General features: G+C 73.7%; 14 protein-coding genes. 10 read left to right on the top strand and 4 right to left on the bottom strand.

The annotated features are described in order from the left end of the window. The first annotated feature begins 190 nt into the window (after positions 1-190). From QP090_RS31085 to QP090_RS31045, 9 genes are all read left to right on the top strand, one after another. Positions 191-1,816: an MFS transporter gene (locus tag QP090_RS31085; protein ID WP_285943139.1), complete on the top strand. Its 1,626-nt coding sequence runs from the start codon at positions 191-193 to the stop codon at positions 1,814-1,816. 101 nt (positions 1,817-1,917) lie between these two features. Beyond that, on the top strand, positions 1,918-2,640 hold the full coding sequence (locus tag QP090_RS31080) for a spermine/spermidine synthase domain-containing protein (protein ID WP_285943137.1): 723 nt from the start codon (positions 1,918-1,920) through the stop codon (positions 2,638-2,640). A gap of 68 nt (positions 2,641-2,708) precedes the next feature. Then, positions 2,709-3,305 carry a biotin transporter BioY gene (locus tag QP090_RS31075; RefSeq protein ID WP_285943136.1) on the top strand — a complete coding sequence of 199 codons (597 nt, stop codon included), beginning with the start codon at positions 2,709-2,711 and terminating at the stop codon, positions 3,303-3,305. A gap of 110 nt (positions 3,306-3,415) precedes the next feature. After that, the gene (locus QP090_RS31070) at positions 3,416-4,651 is read left to right on the top strand and encodes an isochorismate synthase (protein ID WP_285943134.1); all 1,236 of its coding nucleotides are present in this window, start codon (positions 3,416-3,418) and stop codon (positions 4,649-4,651) included. A gap of 78 nt (positions 4,652-4,729) precedes the next feature. Further along, entirely contained in the window at positions 4,730-5,626 is an 897-nt protein-coding gene (locus tag QP090_RS31065) for a hypothetical protein (protein ID WP_285943132.1), read from the top strand. A 93-nt stretch (positions 5,627-5,719) separates the two neighbouring features. Beyond that, entirely contained in the window at positions 5,720-6,523 is an 804-nt protein-coding gene (locus tag QP090_RS31060; protein ID WP_285943130.1) for an SAM-dependent methyltransferase, read from the top strand. 90 nt (positions 6,524-6,613) lie between these two features. Beyond that, positions 6,614-7,738: a helix-turn-helix transcriptional regulator gene (locus QP090_RS31055; protein ID WP_285943128.1), complete on the top strand. Its 1,125-nt coding sequence runs from the start codon at positions 6,614-6,616 to the stop codon at positions 7,736-7,738. 95 nt (positions 7,739-7,833) lie between these two features. Further along, positions 7,834-8,316, top strand: coding sequence for a cation:proton antiporter regulatory subunit (locus QP090_RS31050; RefSeq protein WP_285943126.1), 483 nt, complete (start codon positions 7,834-7,836; stop codon positions 8,314-8,316). Between the two features lie 5 nt (positions 8,317-8,321). Beyond that, entirely contained in the window at positions 8,322-9,737 is a 1,416-nt protein-coding gene (locus QP090_RS31045; RefSeq protein WP_285943125.1) for a cation:proton antiporter, read from the top strand. A gap of 34 nt (positions 9,738-9,771) precedes the next feature. Here the strand turns inward: QP090_RS31045 and QP090_RS31040 are convergent, their stop codons facing one another. Together QP090_RS31040 and QP090_RS31035 are read right to left on the bottom strand one after the other, a co-directional pair. Next, on the bottom strand, positions 9,772-10,584 hold the full coding sequence (locus tag QP090_RS31040) for an Fpg/Nei family DNA glycosylase (RefSeq protein WP_285943123.1): 813 nt from the start codon (positions 10,582-10,584) through the stop codon (positions 9,772-9,774). A 43-nt stretch (positions 10,585-10,627) separates the two neighbouring features. After that, positions 10,628-11,659 carry a fatty acid desaturase family protein gene (locus QP090_RS31035; protein WP_285943121.1) on the bottom strand — a complete coding sequence of 344 codons (1,032 nt, stop codon included), beginning with the start codon at positions 11,657-11,659 and terminating at the stop codon, positions 10,628-10,630. A 268-nt stretch (positions 11,660-11,927) separates the two neighbouring features. On the opposite strand from QP090_RS31035, the gene QP090_RS31030 reads away from it, so the two are divergent. Beyond that, positions 11,928-12,743 (top strand): tyrosine-protein phosphatase, encoded by an 816-nt coding sequence (locus QP090_RS31030; RefSeq protein WP_285943119.1) that lies wholly within the window; start codon positions 11,928-11,930, stop codon positions 12,741-12,743. 303 nt (positions 12,744-13,046) lie between these two features. Here QP090_RS31030 and menD read toward each other — a convergent pair whose 3' ends face one another. Continuing rightward, a complete protein-coding gene (gene menD, locus QP090_RS31025; protein ID WP_285943117.1) occupies positions 13,047-14,720 on the bottom strand; it encodes a 2-succinyl-5-enolpyruvyl-6-hydroxy-3-cyclohexene-1-carboxylic-acid synthase in 1,674 nt (557 codons plus the stop codon). Next, on the bottom strand, positions 14,717-15,670 hold the full coding sequence (locus QP090_RS31020) for an o-succinylbenzoate synthase (protein WP_285943116.1): 954 nt from the start codon (positions 15,668-15,670) through the stop codon (positions 14,717-14,719). The genes menD and QP090_RS31020 overlap by 4 nt, the downstream gene beginning before the upstream one ends. Positions 15,671-15,691 lie beyond the last annotated feature (21 nt).

Below are 15,691 nucleotides of genomic sequence, written 5' to 3'. Positions count from 1 at the left end.
AACTCGCCGGCCCCCCACCTTCCAGGAGTGGCTCGACGCCCACCCCTGAGGCCCTGATGCCCGGCTTCACCCGCCTGACCCGGCGCCGAGCGGCACCGCCGGCCCCCGACCGCGCCGCAGCACGATGCCGGCCCACCGCGGTCGGCCCGAACCGACCCCGAACACGCACATGTGGAAGGCAGCCGAACACATGACCGACACAGTCGTGCCCGAAAACGGCCCCGAACGCCCCGGCACATCCCCGGGCGAGCGGGAGGACGCCCCGCCGCCCGACCCCCGCCGCTGGTGGGGCCTGGTGGTCATCGCGCTCGCCCAGCTGATCGTGATGCTGGACATGACCATCGTCAACATCGCCCTGCCGTCCGCCCAGCGGGACCTCGGCATGACCGACGGCGACCGGCAGTGGACCATCACCGCCTACACCCTCGCCTTCGGCGGCCTGCTGCTGCTCGGCGGCCGACTCGGAGACCTGTTCGGACGCAGGCGCAGCTTCATCATCGGCCTGATCGGCTTCGCCGGCGCCTCCGCGCTCGGCGGCGCCGCCACCGGCCCCGGCATGCTGTTCGCGGCCCGCGCCCTGCAGGGCGTCTTCGCCGCGCTACTGGCCCCCGCCGCGCTGTCCCTGATGACCACGACCTTCACCGACCCGCGCGAACGCGGCAAGGCGTTCGGCGTGTTCGGCGCCATCGCCGGAGCCGGCGGCGCCATCGGCATGCTGGTCGGCGGCTTCCTGACCGAGTACCTGGACTGGCGCTGGTGCCTGTACGTCAACGCCCCGGTGGCCGCCCTCGCGGTGATCGGCGCGATCGTGATGCTCAAGGACCCGGGCCGCAGGACCGGCGCCCGGCTGGACCTCCTCGGCGCCGTGCTGGGCACCTCCGGCGTGCTGTCCATCGTCTACGGCTTCAGCGAGGCCGAGTCCCGCGGCTGGGGCGACACCCGGGTGCTGACCCTGCTGATCGGCGGCGTGGCGGTCCTCGGGGCCTTCTCCCTGTGGCAGACCCGCGCCCGGACACCGCTACTGCCCCTGCACATCGTCAAGGACCGCCAACGGGCGGGCGCCTACCTGACGATGGCCCTGGTCACCATCGCCATGTTCGGCGTCTTCCTGTTCCTGACCTACTACCTTCAGGGCATCAAGGGCTGGTCGCCGCTGAAGACCGGTGCGGCCTACCTGCCGCTGACCGCCTGCATGATCATCGGTTCCACCCAGGTCTCGGCGCGGCTGCTGCACAAGGTGCCGGCCCGGGCGCTGATCACGCCCGGTCTGACGCTGGCCGCCGGCGGCCTGGCCTTCCTGGCCTCCATGGACGTCGACGCCACCTACCTCAGCCACGTCCTGCCCGGCATCTGCATGATGGGTCTCGGCCTGGGCGCCACGTTCATGGCGGCCATCTCCACGGCCACCGGCCGCGTCGCCCCGCACGAGCAGGGGGCGGCCTCGGCGACCCTCAACACCATGCAGCAGGTGGGCGGGTCGGTCGGCACCGCGCTGCTCAACACGATCGCGGCCGGCGCGACCACGGACTGGCTGACCGACCACCGGGGCGACCCCGCCCGGCAGATGCCGCAGGCGAAGGCGGCACTGGCGGCGGCGACGGTGCACGGCTACTCCGTGGCGACCTGGGTCTCCGCGGGCATCATGCTGCTGGCCGCGGTGGTCGCGGGTGTCTTCATCAACGCCAAGGCGCCGGGCCGGCAGCCCGGCGCGGCGGCGGGCGGCCCTGCGATCGGCCCTGCGGGCGGCCCGGCGGGCGGCCCGGCGGGCGGTGACCGTGAAGCCGGGGCCGTCGAGGCGCCGGTCCGCACGGGCTAGCCCCCGGCAGGTTCCGGCCAGGGGGGGCCGAGTCCGGCCCCAGCCCGACCCCCCGGAAACTCGATGACTTTCGGCCGGGGCAGTGGCTAGGGTCGTCGGTCATGCGAATCTCCACGGGGTGTGATGAGGGGCCCGACGTCGTCGAACGGGCCGAGGGACAGGGCGGCGAGCTGGTGCTGCGCCGCGACGGCGCCGACTTCGAGATCATCAGCAACGGGATGTTCCTGATGGACACCCGCGACGGCGAGTCCGAGCGACTGCTGGTCCGGCTCGCGGCCGGCGGCGACGGCCCGCCCGCCGCGGTCCTGATCGGCGGCCTCGGCGTCGGGTTCTCCCTCGCCGAGGCCGTACGGCTCCCCCGGGTCCAGCGGGTGACGGTCGTCGAGCGCGAGCCCGCCGTGATCGCCTGGCACGACACCTTCCTGCGGGCCTGCTCCGAAGGCGCCCTCGACGACCCCCGCGTCACCCTCGAACGCGCCGACCTCCTCGACTGGCTGCGGTCCCCGCCCGCCGGCACCGGCCGCTACGACGCGATCTGCCTGGACATCGACAACGGCCCCGAATGGACCGTCACCCCCGGCAACGCCCGCCTCTACGGCGACGCCGGCCTGGACCTGCTGGCCCGCCACCTGGCGCCCGGCGGCGTCCTGGCGGTGTGGAGCGCGGGCGCCGCCCCGGCGTTCGAGGACCTGCTGCGCCGCCGCTTCGACCGGGTCCAGGCCCGCGAGGTCCCCGCCCGCCGCGGCGAACCCGACGTGGTCTACCTGGCCCGCGGCACCCGCGAAGCGGCCGGCCCGACAAACCCGGAGACGGCGAAGTTGTAGCCCGCGTGATCCCCCCTGCCCAGCCGGTTCGCTAAGTTTCGGCTAGACAGGAACCAATAGGAGGATTCGTGGCTACTGCCCATGCCGCCCAGCGACGCCCCGCCGTCCTGGGCGACCTGCTCCCCGGCACCCTCGCCCGCGACGCCGCGCTGGTCGCGGGCGCCGCGGTGCTCGTCGGCGTCGCCGCCCAGATCGTGGTGCCGCTGCCCGGCACCCCCGTCCCGGTCACCGGCCAGACCTTCGCGGTGCTGCTGGCCGGCGCCGCCCTCGGCTGGCGCCGCGCCGCGCTCGGCATGGTGGTCTACCTGCTGGCCGGCCTCGCCGGGATGCCGTGGTTCGTCGACGGCGGGTCCGGCGCCGGCGCCCCCACCCTCGGCTACGTGCTGGGGTTCATCGTGGCCGCCGCGGTGGTCGGCCGGATGTCGGAACGCGGCGGCGACCGCACCCCCGGACGCACCGTCGCGACGATGCTGACCGGCACCGCGATCATGTACGCGGCCGGAGTGCCCTACCTGATGGCCTCCCTGCACATCGGGCTCGGCAAGGCGCTGGGCCTCGGCGTGACCCCGTTCCTGGCGGGCGACGGGCTGAAGGTGCTGCTGGCCGCCGGGCTGCTCCCGGCCGCGTGGAAGCTCGCCGGCCGGGGCCGCGACCGCTCCGCCTGACCGCTCCCGCCCACACCGCCGCCCCACCGGCGGCGGTGTGGCGCACGCCTCACCGGCACCGGGCACCCGCCCTGTTTGAACAGGTTCAACTCTGTCGTAGAGTGGCAGACGTGAAGCTGGCCGTGAGCGCACCCGAACGCCTCGTCGTGCGGACCGTCCCCATCGCCGACCCCGGCGACCTGATCCCCCGCCTCCCCGACCCCGCCGCACTGGCCTGGATCCGGCACGGCGAAGGCATCGTCGGCTGGGGCCAAGCCGCCCGCCTGCCCCTCCCCGGCGGCCCGGACCGGTTCACCGACGCCGCCCGCCACCTGCGCGAACTGTTCGCCGCCGCCCACATCGACGACCCCGTCGGCCTCCCCGGCACCGGCCCCGTCGCCTTCGGCACCTTCGGCTTCGACCCGGCCTCACCCGACTCGGTCCTCATCGTCCCCCGCCACGTCCTCGGCCGCCGCGACGGCCGCGCCTGGCTCACCACCATCGGCGACGACACCCCCACCCCCGCCCCCACCCGCCAACCCGCGCCCCCCACCCGGCTCAGCTGGAGCGACGGCGCCCTCACCGCCCCCGCCTGGGAACGCGCCGTCGCCGCCGCCGTCGAACGCATCCGCGCCGGCCACCTCGGCAAGGCCGTCCTCGCCCGCGACCTGTACGCCCACGCCGCCGAACCCATCGACCCCCGCGTCCTGCTCCGCCGCCTGGCCGGCCGCTTCCCCGCCTGCTACACTTTCTCGGTCGCCGGCCTCGTCGGCGCCACCCCCGAACTCCTGATCCGCCGCACCGGCGGACGCGTCGACTCCCTCGTCCTGGCCGGCACCACCGCCCGCGGCACCGGCACCACCGACGACGCCGCCCGCGCCGCCCGCCTCCTCGCCTCCGCCAAGGACCGCCAGGAACACGCCTACGCCGCCGAGATGGTCCGCGACGCCCTCGCCCCCCTGTGCGCCGAACTCCACGTCCCCGCCGAACCCGAACTCCTCACCCTCCCCAACGTCATGCACCTGGCCTCCGCCGTCCACGGCCGCCTCGCCGGCGAACGCTCCGTCCTGGACGTCGTCGCCGCCCTGCACCCCACCCCCGCCGTCGGCGGCACCCCCACCGGCCGCGCCCTCGACCTCATCCGCGAACTGGAGGGCATGGACCGCGGACGCTACGCCGGCCCCGTCGGCTGGGTCGACGCCCGCGGCGACGGCGAATGGGGCATCGCGCTGCGCTGCGCCGAGATCCAGGGCGACCGCGCCCGCCTGTTCGCCGGCTGCGGCATCGTCGCCGACTCCGACCCCGCCGCCGAACTCGCCGAAGCACAGAACAAGTTCCGCGCCATGCAGTACGCCCTGGAAGGCTGACCCCGCCCCCGGACGTCCCAGCGCCCGGAACACACCCCGCCCGAACACCGTCCCCGCACGCATGCCTACTGTGAGTCAATGACCTGGGGGCTGCTGGGGGCGTTCGCCGCCGCCGTGTGCTTCGGCCTCGGCACCGCCCTCCAGGCCGCCGGAGCCCGCACCGCCGTCGCCGCCCACGGCACCGGCCCCCGCATGCTGATCCGCCTCACCACGCAGCTCCCCTTCCTCGCCGGCCTCACCCTGGACCTCCTCGGCTTCGCCGCCGAACTCGGCGCCCTCCGCGCACTCCCCCTGTTCGTCGTCCAGGCCGTCGTCGCCGGCGAACTCGCCGTCACCGCCCTCGCCGCCGGCCCCCTCCTGAAGATCCACATCACCCGACGCGAAGGGGCCGCCATCGCCCTGGTCTGCGCCGGCCTCGTCCTCCTCGGCATCTCCTCCGGCCACGAAGGCCCCGCCCACGTCCCCGCCGCCCTCCGCTGGACCCTGCCCGCCGCCGCAGCCGCCCTCGTCCTGCTCGGCGCCGCCGCCACCCGCCTCACCGGACGCACCGCCGCCGCCGCCCTCGGCGCCATCGCCGGCCTCGGCTTCGGCCTGGTCTCCATCTCCGTCCGCGTCATGACCAGCCTCGCCCCCCTCGAGCTGCTCCGCGACCCCGCCACCTACGCGCTGGCCGCCGGCGGCACCGCCGCCTTCGCCTTCTACGCCACCGCCCTCGGCCGCGGCTCCGTCACCCCCACCATCGCCGCCCTCGTCGTCGCCCAGACCGCCGTCCCCGCCGGCATCGGCGTCTGGCTCCTCGGCGACCGCAGCCGCCCCGGCTTCGCCCCCGTCGCCATCACCGGATTCACCCTGGCCGTCCTGGCCACCCTCACCCTCACCCGCTTCGGCGAACCCGAACCCCGCCCCCGGGCCGAGCCCGGAGGCGGCCCGGCGCCCGCCACCGGACGCACACCCGACCACCCCACCGGCCCCTGACCCGGCAACCCCGCGCCGGACCGTTCCCGATCACCGCCACCGAACCCACCGAGGACCTCCCCGGCACCCCCGCCGGATGCGATGATCACTCCCGTGACTCCCGACGCCCCGAAGACCCCGCCAGGCATGGACGTCATCTGGCCGTCCCCGGCACGCACCTACGACTACTTCCTGGGCGGCAGGGACAACTACGCCGTGGACCGCCAGACCGCCGACAGCATCCTGCGCATGGCCCCCGAGATCCGCGACCTCGCCCTCCAGAACCGCGCCTTCCTCCGCCGCTGCGTCACCCACCTGACCCGCGACCTCGGCATCGACCAGTTCCTGGACATCGGCTCCGGCCTCCCCACCGCCGACAACGTCCACGAGATCGCCCTCCGCAGCGACCCCGCCGCCCGCGTCGTCTACGTCGACTCCGACCCCGTCGTCCACCTCCACAGCCGCGCCCTCCTCAAAGGCGCGGGCAGCACCGGATTCCTCCTCGCCGACGCCCGCGAACCCGAGACCATCCTCACCGCCCCCGAAACCCGCCGCCTCATCGACTTCGGCCGCCCCACCGCCGTCCTCCTCGTCGGCGTCCTGGACTTCATCCCCGACGACGACGACCCCGCCGCCATCGTCACCGCCATCGCCGGCCACCTCCCCACCGGCAGCCACTTCGTCATCGTCCACGCCACCAGCGACGACGCCCCGCCCCAGCTCGTCGAACGCGTCACCGCCCTCTACCGCGGCGCCGCCGCCCAGCCCCACCCCCGCACCCGCACCGCCGTCCAGGCCCTGTTCACAGGCCTCGACCTCCTCGAACCCGGCCTCGTCGACGTCCAGGACTGGCGCCCCGAGAAGAAGGTCCCGATCGGCACCTGGCGCGCCCTCGCAGGCGTCGCCCGCATCTCCTGACCCGCACCGACCCTCCGGCCGCCCTGAAGCGCCCCGTGCGGCCCGCCCACGCGGGCCGCACCCATCCCGGGCATCGGCCACACTGGAACGATGCGCGCCGGCCGACTCCTCTCCCTGCTGCTCCTGCTCCAGACCCGGGAACGGATGACCGCACGCCAGCTCGCCGACGAACTCGAAGTATCGGTCCGCACCGTCTACCGCGACGTCGAATCCCTCAGCGCCGCCGGCGTCCCCGTCTACGCCGACCGCGGCCCCGACGGCGGCTACCGCCTCCTCCAGGGATTCCGCACCCGCCTCAACGGCCTCACCACCGGCGAGGCCGAGACCCTCTTCCTCACCGGAATGCCCGGCCCCGCCTCAGAACTCGGCCTCGGCAACGTCCTGGCCGCCGCCGAGCTCAAGCTCATGGCCGCCCTCCCCCCGGACCTGCGCACCCGCGCCGGACGCATCCGGGAACGCTTCCACCTCGACACCTCCGGCTGGTTCCGCACCCCCGACCAGGCCCCCCACCTCCACCGCGTCGCCGACGCGGTCTGGAACCACCAGCGCATCCAGATCCGCTACCGCCGCTGGGCCCACCCCCAGCACGTCACCCGCACCCTGGAACCCCTCGGCGTCGTCCTCAAGGCCGGCTCCTGGTACCTCATCGCCCGCACCATCTCCGGCTCCACCCCCGAGGCCGACACCCGCCCCGAACCCGGCCCCGAACCCGGCCCCGAACGAGACACAGAGGCCGGGGCGGACGCCGCCATCCGCACCTACCGCATCGCCCGCGTACTCAACCTCGACGTCCTCCCCCAACGCTTCACCCGCCCCCACGACTTCGACCTCGCCACCTACTGGCAGCACTACACCCAGCGCTTCGAAGCCGACTCCTACCGCGACCGCGCCGAAATCCTCCTCACCCCCCAAGGACGGCACCGCGCCGCCCACCTCCTGCCCCCCACCATGGCCCGCGCCATCGCCGCCCACCCCGCCCCCGACGAATCCGACGACCGCACCCACGCCACCGTCCCCGTCGAATCCGTCCGCCACGCCCACGTCGAACTCCTCAAACTCGGCGCCGACGTCGAAGTCCTCAGCCCGCCCGAACTGCGCCGCCTCATGACCGACACCGCCCACGCCCTCACCGCCCTCTACTCCTCCCCTGACACACCCGCACCGCCCGCGAACGGAACGACCGCCACCGCGACCGCCCGGATACCGTGTGAGTGATGGCGGCCGGCCACGCCCCGACCGTTGGCGATCAGCACCCTGATCTGCGATGATTTCGGGCTTATGTCGGGAACCAACCAGGAGGACGAACGAGCGTGGACGTCGAGCGGACCGCGCTGCCGGGCATCGGCCTGCAGCACGTGCTGACCACCGGCAAAGGCCGCCAGATCGGGGTCATCTCCCACCGCACCGGCCGCCGGGACATGGTCATCTACGACAAGGAAGACCCCGACAGCTGCGTCGCGACCGTGCCCCTCACCCCCGAAGAGGCCAACGCCATCGCCGAACTCCTCGGCACCGGCCGCATCATCGAACACCTCGCCGAACTCCAACGCCAGGTCGAGGGACTCGTCACCGAACAGATCCCCATCGTCCCCGGATCCCCCTACGACGACCGACCCCTCGCCGACACCCAGGCGCGCACCCGCACCAGCGCCTCCATCGTCGCCGTCGTCCGCGACGGACAGGTCATCGCCAGCCCCCGGCCCGACTTCGTGTTCACCGCCGGCGACACCATCGTCGTGGTCGGCACCGACGAGGGAACCGCGGCCGTCGCGCGGATCCTCGCCGACGGCTGAACCGCATGCACACAGCCGTCCAACTGATCGAACTCGGCGCCATCATCCTCGGCCTCGGGCTGCTCGGAGCCGTATCCGTCCGCTTCTCCATCTCCCCCATCCCCCTCTACCTCATCGCCGGCCTCGCCTTCGGCGCCGGCGGCATCCTCCCCCTCGGCGCCAGCGAGGACTTCGTCGCCATCGGCGCCGAGGTCGGAGTGATCCTCCTGCTGTTCACCCTCGGCCTCGAATACACCGCCGACGAACTCGTCGGCACCCTCCGCACCTCAGCACCCGTCGGCCTCGTCGACATCACCCTCAACGCCGCCCCCGGCGTCCTGGCCGCCCTCATCCTCGGCTGGGGACCCGTCGCCGCCGTCGCCATGGGCGGCATCACCTACGTCACCTCCTCCGGCATCACCGCCAAGGTCATCGGCGACCTCGGCTGGCTCGGCAACCGCGAAACACCCGCCGTGCTGTCCGTCCTGGTCTTCGAAGACCTCGCCATGGCCGCCTACCTCCCCATCCTCACCGCACTCCTCGCCGGCGCCGGCCTCATCGGCGGCGCCGCCGCCCTCGCCATCGCCGCCGTCACCATCGCGGTCATCCTCTACGTCGCACTCCGCCACGGCTCCCTCGTCGAACGCTTCGTCGCCAGCCCCAGCGAAGAAGTCCTCCTCCTCAAAGTCCTCGGCCTCACCCTCCTGGTCGCCGGAGTCGCCCAGCAACTCCAGGTCTCCGCCGCCGTCGGCGCCTTCCTCGTCGGCATCGCCCTCTCCGGCCCCCTCGCCCACACCGCCCAGAAACTCCTCGCCCCACTCCGCGACCTCTTCGCCGCCGTCTTCTTCGTCTTCTTCGGCCTCCACACCGACCCCGGCGACCTCCCCCCGGTCCTCGGCATCGCCGCCCTCCTCGCCCTCGCCGGCGTCGCCACCAAACTCGGCACCGGATGGCTCGCCGCCCGCCGCGCCGGAGTCGGCACCATCGGACGCATCCGCGCCGGAACCGCCCTGGTCCCCAGAGGCGAGTTCAACATCGTCATCGCCGGCCTCGCCGTCACCGCAGGCGCCAACCCCCGCCTCGGCCCCCTCGCAGCCGCCTACGTGCTCATCCTCGCGGTCGTCGGCCCCCTCCTCGCCCGCACCGCCGAACCCCTCGCCCACGCCGTCCGCGCCCGCCGCGACAAACGCGCCTCAGGCGACGACGCGAACGCCGCCCGCGCCGCCGTCAAAGCCACCGCCCAGAACGACGCGGCCGACCGGAACACCGTCAAGAACACCCCGCCCGACACCAAAGGCGCCACCGGGGACGACCACACCAGCAACGGCAAAGGCACCGGCAAAGCGGGCGGCGACAGAACCGAGAAAGACCAAGAGCACGACGAACAGGACACCCCCGGCGACGGCCCGAGCGGCGGCGCCCACCAGGACGTCCAGCTCTGACCCACACGGGCCCTCCGCCCCAGACCGCTCCGACTCACGCGGCGGGCTGACACCCCGGACACCAGAACAGATTCCGGCCCGCCGCCACCTCGGCACGGACCACGCTCCCGCACACCAGGCACGCCAGCCCCGCACGCCGGTAGACGTAGACCTCACCACCATGATCGTCCACCCGCGGCGGCCGGCCCATCGCCTCCGGCGTGTGCTCGGGCCGCACCGTGTCGATCCGCCCCGTCCGCACCCCCTCGGCCATCAACCGCCGCAGATCCCCCCAGATCGCCAACCACCGATCACGCCCCAGCGCACGCCCCGGCACCCACGGATCCACCCCCTGCCGGAACAGCACCTCCGCCCGGTAGATGTTCCCCGGCCCCGCCACCACCGACTGATCCAGCAGCAGGACCGCCACACTCGTCCGGCTCAGGCGGATCCGCCGCCACGCCTCGTCGGGATCGGCGTCGGCGCGCAGCGGATCGGGCCCCAGCCGGTCCCGCAGCAGCTTCACCTCACCCCGCTCGAGTAGCTCGCAGGTATTAGGCCCACGAAGATCGGCGTGACCGCCCGGCCCGACCAACCGCAACCGCACCAGCCCCACCGGATCAGGAACCGGCAGCCCGCCGAACGAGAACTTCCCGTAGATCCCCAGATGGACGTGAAGCAGCAGCTCGTCCTCGAACCGCAGCAGCAGATGCTTGCCGTACGCCCCCGCGTCCAGCAGCACCCGCCCGTCGAGCCGCGCCGCACCGGCGGCGAAACGCCCCTGCGGGCTCAGAACGCGAACGGCCTGGCCGCCGAACACCCGCTGGTGTTCGACGGCCAGGCGATGAATCGTGTGACCTTCGGGCATAATCGGCCAAGCATAGGAGACCGGCCCCCGGACGGTCCGCCGATCATCCGCGCAGCGGCTCGCCCACCTCGTGCATGTGCGCCAGCGCCTGCCGGTACGAGTCGATCAGCCCGGTCTCGGCGTACGGCAGCCCCACCGCCGCGCAGTGCTCGCGGACCAGCGGCCTGACCTTGCGCAGGTTCGGCCGGGGAATGCTCGGGAACAGGTGGTGCTCGATCTGGTAGTTGAGGCCGCCGGTGAACCAGTCGACGGCCAGGCCGCCCCGGACGTTCCGCGACGTCAGGACCTGCCGCTGGAGATGCCCCAGCTTCGCGCCCGGCTCCGGCATGACCATGCCCTTGTGGTTGGGCGCGAACACCGACCCGAGGTGCACCCCGAACAGCCCCTGGTGCAGCAGGATCAGCACGACCGCCTTGCCCGGCGACAGCAGCGTGAACACCAGCGCGAGGTAGCCGGCCGCGTGAAGGGCGAACAGCCCGCCCTCCACCAGCTTGTCCCGGACCGACCGGCCGCGCAGGTAGAGGACGCTGTTGACCTGGAGGTTGAGCCCCTCCAGGAGCAGCAGCGGGAAGAACAGCCGGGCCTGGTGCCGGCCGATCCAGGCGAACACGCCCCGGCCGCGGGCCTTCTCGGCCTGCTCCTGCGTCCACACCAGGACGCCCTCACCGACGTCCGGGTCCTTGCCGACATGGTTGGGGTTGGCGTGATGCCGGTTGTGCTTGTCGGTCCACCAGCCGTGGCCCATGCCCAGCATCAGGTTGCCGACCAGCAGCCCGAGCAGCCGGTTGGCCTTGGCCGAACCGGCGATCTGACGATGCCCCGCGTCATGCCCGAGGAAGGCCGTCCGCCCCGACAGCAGCGCCAGCGGCACCGCGAGCAGCACCACCCACCACGACCCGCCCGCCCACGCGACCGCCGCCCAGGCCGCCGCGGTGGCGCCCAGGTTCAACCCGATCGCCCGCACGTAGTAGCCGATGCGCCGGTCGAGCAGCCCGCTGGCACGGACCTGCCGCGCCAGCGGGGCGAAGTCACTACCGGCCGCCCGGACGGGCGGGGCATCGAGAGTGGCGGGCATGGAGCCTCCGTTTCTGGGCGGGATCGCGTTGCCTCAAGGCTATGAGCCGCGGTCCCGGAGGGCGCCACGCTGCGGAGCCAACCCCGGTCTGGCTCGCAGGTCTCAGACCCGGCCGGTCTTCGTCGTCCCAACGGCCGACGCCCCCGTCCCGGGAAAACTGGTAAGGGCCCGCCGCCCCACTTACCCATTTCTCCCCATCAGGCACTTCCGTCCTACGGGGGACCCTGCGTCCAGGACGGATCATGTACGCCATATAGGGTCATAAGCCATGAGCGAACGCAGTCGTTGGATCGATCTGGACGGCGCGGTCAATGTCCGCGACCTCGGCGGGCTCCCCACGGCCGACGGCCGGGCGACGCGGCGCGGGCGGGTGCTGCGCTCGGACAACCTACAAGACCTCACGGTCGCCGACGTGCGGCTGCTCCTCGACGACTACGAGCTGAAGAACGTCATCGACCTGCGCAGCGACGCCGAGGTCGAGCTCGAGGGGCCCGGCCCGCTGGCCCGCATCCCCACCATCACCCTGCACCACCTCTCGCTGTTCACCGAAGGCGGCCGGCACACCGATGTCGCCGCCGACAACCCCAAGGAGCCCGTCGCCGCGGGCGTGGACGCCGACAAGGTGCTGCCCTGGCAGAACGCCGCCGGCCCCGAGCACGATCGCTCGACCGGCCACTACCTCGGCTACCTGGAAGAACGCCCCGACTCGGTGGTGGCGGCCCTGCGCGTGATGACCCGCACCGACGGCGCGTCCCTGGTGCACTGCGCCGCCGGCAAGGACCGCACCGGGGTCGTGTGCGCGCTGGCACTGGAGGCGTCCGGGGTGACCCGGGAGGCCATCGTGGCCGACTACGCCCAGACCGGGGACCGGCTCGAGGCGATCCTCCGGCGGCTGCGGTCCAGCGACACCTACGCCGCCGACCTGGATTCGCGGCCCGCCGACAGCCACCGGCCGCACGCCTCCATCATGGAGAAGTTCTTCGCCCGGATGGACGAGCGGCACGGCGGTCCGATGACCTGGCTCGCCTCCAATGGCTGGACCGACGAGGACACCGATGCCATCCGCGAACGGCTCATCGGCTGACCCTCCCCCGCCCCGCGATTCTCGCTCGTCGGTCGGGGAGGGTTTGGTCTTTGCTGTTTCTTGGGGCTTGGGACTGTCCAAGCCCCAAGCCTTTACGTTGTAAGTTTATTATTCAATTGATCGAGGATCGGGCCGACAACGCCGCCGGCCTGCGCGATCATGTCCGGCTCCGAAGCGTCGAGAACCTGCCCACCGGTTCCCCGCGGTCGACGCCTCCGCCGATGTGAGCCCCCGCTCCCCCGGTGAGGTGGAGGGGCCACCCGCTCGGCGCCCCTCCCCCGCCCCGGTGGAGCGGCGTGGGGCTCACTGGACGGCCGGCAGCTCCCGGACGGCCCGGTGCGCGGCCTTGCGCATCTCGGCGTGCAGCACCGCGTTGGCGTCGCGGTCGGTCCGGGCCTCCACGATCCGCAGCCCCTCCCCCGCGATCACCTTCGGCAGGTCGGCCGCGGCCTCCAGCCGCCGGTACGGCACCCCGTGCGCGTTCGCCAGCAGCTCCAGGTCGACCTGGTGCGGGGTGCCGAACACCCGCTCGAACGGGCCCGGCAGCGCCGCCTGCGGAAGCAGCGAGAAGATCCCGCCGCCCCGGTTGTTGACCACCACGATGGCCAGATCGGGGCGGCGCTCCTGCGGCCCGAGGACCAGCCCGTTCTGATCGTGCAGGAACGCCAGATCGCCCAGCAGCGCGTACGACCGGCCGCTGTGCGCCAGCGCCGCGCCCATCGCCGTCGACACCAGCCCGTCGATCCCGCTGGCCCCCCGGTTCGCCATGATCCGGATGCCGCGCCGCGGCCGCATCACCTGGTCGAGGTCGCGGATCGGCATGCTCGCCGCGCTGAACAGCAGCGAACCGCCCGGCAGCACCGACACCAGGTCGCGCGCCAACCGCGGCTCGCTGACCTCGGCGACCGCGTCCAGCACCGCGTCGACCGCCGCCGCGGCGGCCACATCCGCCGACCGCCACGACTTCAGCCACGCGTCGTCGCCCGACACCACCGGGATCTCCACGTCCTGAGCCACCTGCGTCGCCGACCGAACCGGATCGGGCCAGTGCGCCAGATCCGGCGCCAGCACGATGTGCTCCTCGGCCCGGCGCAGCAGCGACAGCAGCGGGCGCGACAGCCCCGGCTTGCCCAGGGTCACCACGACCTCGGGACGGTGCCGCTCGACGAACTCGGGGACCCCGAGCAGGAAGTGGTGCGAGGACAGCGCGTGGTCGCCGTACCGGGCGTTGCCGCTCGGCTCCGCCAGCACCGGCCAGCCCGCCATCGACGCCGCCGCCACGTACCGCTTGACGTTGACCGCGCCGTCGCCCACCACCAGCACCCCGCGCCGCGTCGGCGGGACGTGCAGCACCGACCCCGGCGTCGCGTTCCGCACCTTCGTCCAGGCGCCCGTCGCGTCGCCGCCCAGCGGCTCGCACCAGTTCTCGTCGCCGTCGGGGACCAGCGGCTCGCGAAACGCGGCGTTGACGTGCACCGGACCGGGCGCCGGCGCCAGCGACCGCCCCCACGCCCGGCTCATCAGCGACCGCCAGTAGGCGACCATGCCCGGACGGTTCTCCGGGACGCCGACCTCGGTGCTCCACCGCGCCGCCGACCCATACAGCCTGACCTGGTCGATCGTCTGGTTCGCGCCGGTCTGACGCAGCTCCGGCGGCCGGTCCGCGGTGATCACGATCAGCGGCACCCCCGACTCGTGCGCCTCGATCACCGCCGGATGGAAGTTGGCCGCGGCCGTCCCCGAGGTGCAGACCAGCGCCACCGGACGGGCCGACCGCTTGGCCAGGCCCAGCCCGAGGAACGCCGCCGAACGCTCGTCGATCCGCACGTGCAGGCGGACCCGGCCGTCCTCGGCCGCGGCGTGCAGCGCCAGCGCGAGCGCCGCCGAGCGCGATCCCGGGGCCAGCACGGCGTCGGTCATCCCGCAGCGCAGCAGCTCGTCCACCATCACGGTGGCCAGCGCGGTGGCCGGGTTCATCGGCCCACGCCCCCGGGCAGCGGCGCCCCGTCCAGGTGGGCCCCGGCCTCGGCGACCCGGCGCCGCCAGCCCTCGTCGTCGACCTCGCAGCGGCGCAGCGCGCCCTCGTCGACCTCGGGGCGCCGCACCGCGATCTCGCCGCCGACCGGCGCCAGCGGATCGGCCACGACGTCGCCGTCCAGCAGCGACAGCGTGCCCAGCCCGCACGCGTAGGGCAGGTCGGGCAGGGCGGCGGCCAGTGCCAGCCCGGCCGCCAGCCCCACCGACGTCTCGACCGCGCTCGACACCACCACCGGCAGCGCGCACGCCTCGGCCACCCGCAGCGCCGCCCGGACCCCGCCGAGCGGCTGCACCTTCAGCACCGCGATGTCGGCGGCGCCCGCCGCGCGGACCTTCAGCGGGTCCTCGGCCCGGCGGATCGACTCATCGGCCGCGACCGGCACGTCGACCCGCCGCCGCACCAGCGCCAGCTCCTCCAGCGTCGCGCACGGCTGCTCGACGTACTCCAGGCCGAACCGGTCGAGCGCGCGGATCATCCGGGCCGCGTGCTCGACGTCCCAGCCGCCGTTGACGTCGACGCGGACCTGGCCGCCGGGGCCGATCGCGTCGCGGACGGCCTCCACCCGCGCCAGGTCGTCGGCGTCGCACTGGCCGCGCTCGGCGACCTTGACCTTCGCGGTGCGGCAGCCCGACGCCCGGGTCATCGTGAACGCCCGCTCGGGCCCGACCGCCGGGATCGTCACGTTCACCGGGACCCGGTCGCGCACCGGCGCGGGCCACCCGTCACAGGCGGCCTCACGGGCCGCGGCCAGCCAGCGCGCGCACTCGGCCGGGCCGTACTCGGCGAACGGGGAGAACTCCCCCCAGCCGGCCGGGCCCTGGATGAGCACACCCTCCCGCTGCGTGATACCGCGGAACCGCGTCCGCATCGGGATGGAGTAGACCCGCACCCGTTCGACCCCCCAACCATG

The organism is Actinomadura xylanilytica (genome assembly GCF_030283145.1).
In the GTDB taxonomy this organism is placed as follows: domain Bacteria; phylum Actinomycetota; class Actinomycetes; order Streptosporangiales; family Streptosporangiaceae; genus Spirillospora; species Spirillospora xylanilytica.
This window is presented reverse-complemented; position numbering and strand designations above follow the sequence as displayed.

What these genes read in the sequence shown, in the direction of transcription:
- QP090_RS31065 (WP_285943132.1), top strand. Translation starts at nt 4,730, where the DNA reads ATGACCTGGGGGCTGCTGGGGGCGTTCGCCGCCGCCGTGTGCTTCGGC.
- QP090_RS31040 (WP_285943123.1), bottom strand. Translation starts at nt 10,584, where the DNA reads ATGCCCGAAGGTCACACGATTCATCGCCTGGCCGTCGAACACCAGCGG.
- QP090_RS31035 (WP_285943121.1), bottom strand. Translation starts at nt 11,659, where the DNA reads ATGCCCGCCACTCTCGATGCCCCGCCCGTCCGGGCGGCCGGTAGTGAC.
- QP090_RS31055 (WP_285943128.1), top strand. Translation starts at nt 6,614, where the DNA reads ATGCGCGCCGGCCGACTCCTCTCCCTGCTGCTCCTGCTCCAGACCCGG.
- QP090_RS31080 (WP_285943137.1), top strand. Translation starts at nt 1,918, where the DNA reads ATGCGAATCTCCACGGGGTGTGATGAGGGGCCCGACGTCGTCGAACGG.
- QP090_RS31085 (WP_285943139.1), top strand. Translation starts at nt 191, where the DNA reads ATGACCGACACAGTCGTGCCCGAAAACGGCCCCGAACGCCCCGGCACA.
- QP090_RS31030 (WP_285943119.1), top strand. Translation starts at nt 11,928, where the DNA reads ATGAGCGAACGCAGTCGTTGGATCGATCTGGACGGCGCGGTCAATGTC.
- QP090_RS31045 (WP_285943125.1), top strand. Translation starts at nt 8,322, where the DNA reads ATGCACACAGCCGTCCAACTGATCGAACTCGGCGCCATCATCCTCGGC.
- menD (WP_285943117.1), bottom strand. Translation starts at nt 14,720, where the DNA reads ATGAACCCGGCCACCGCGCTGGCCACCGTGATGGTGGACGAGCTGCTG.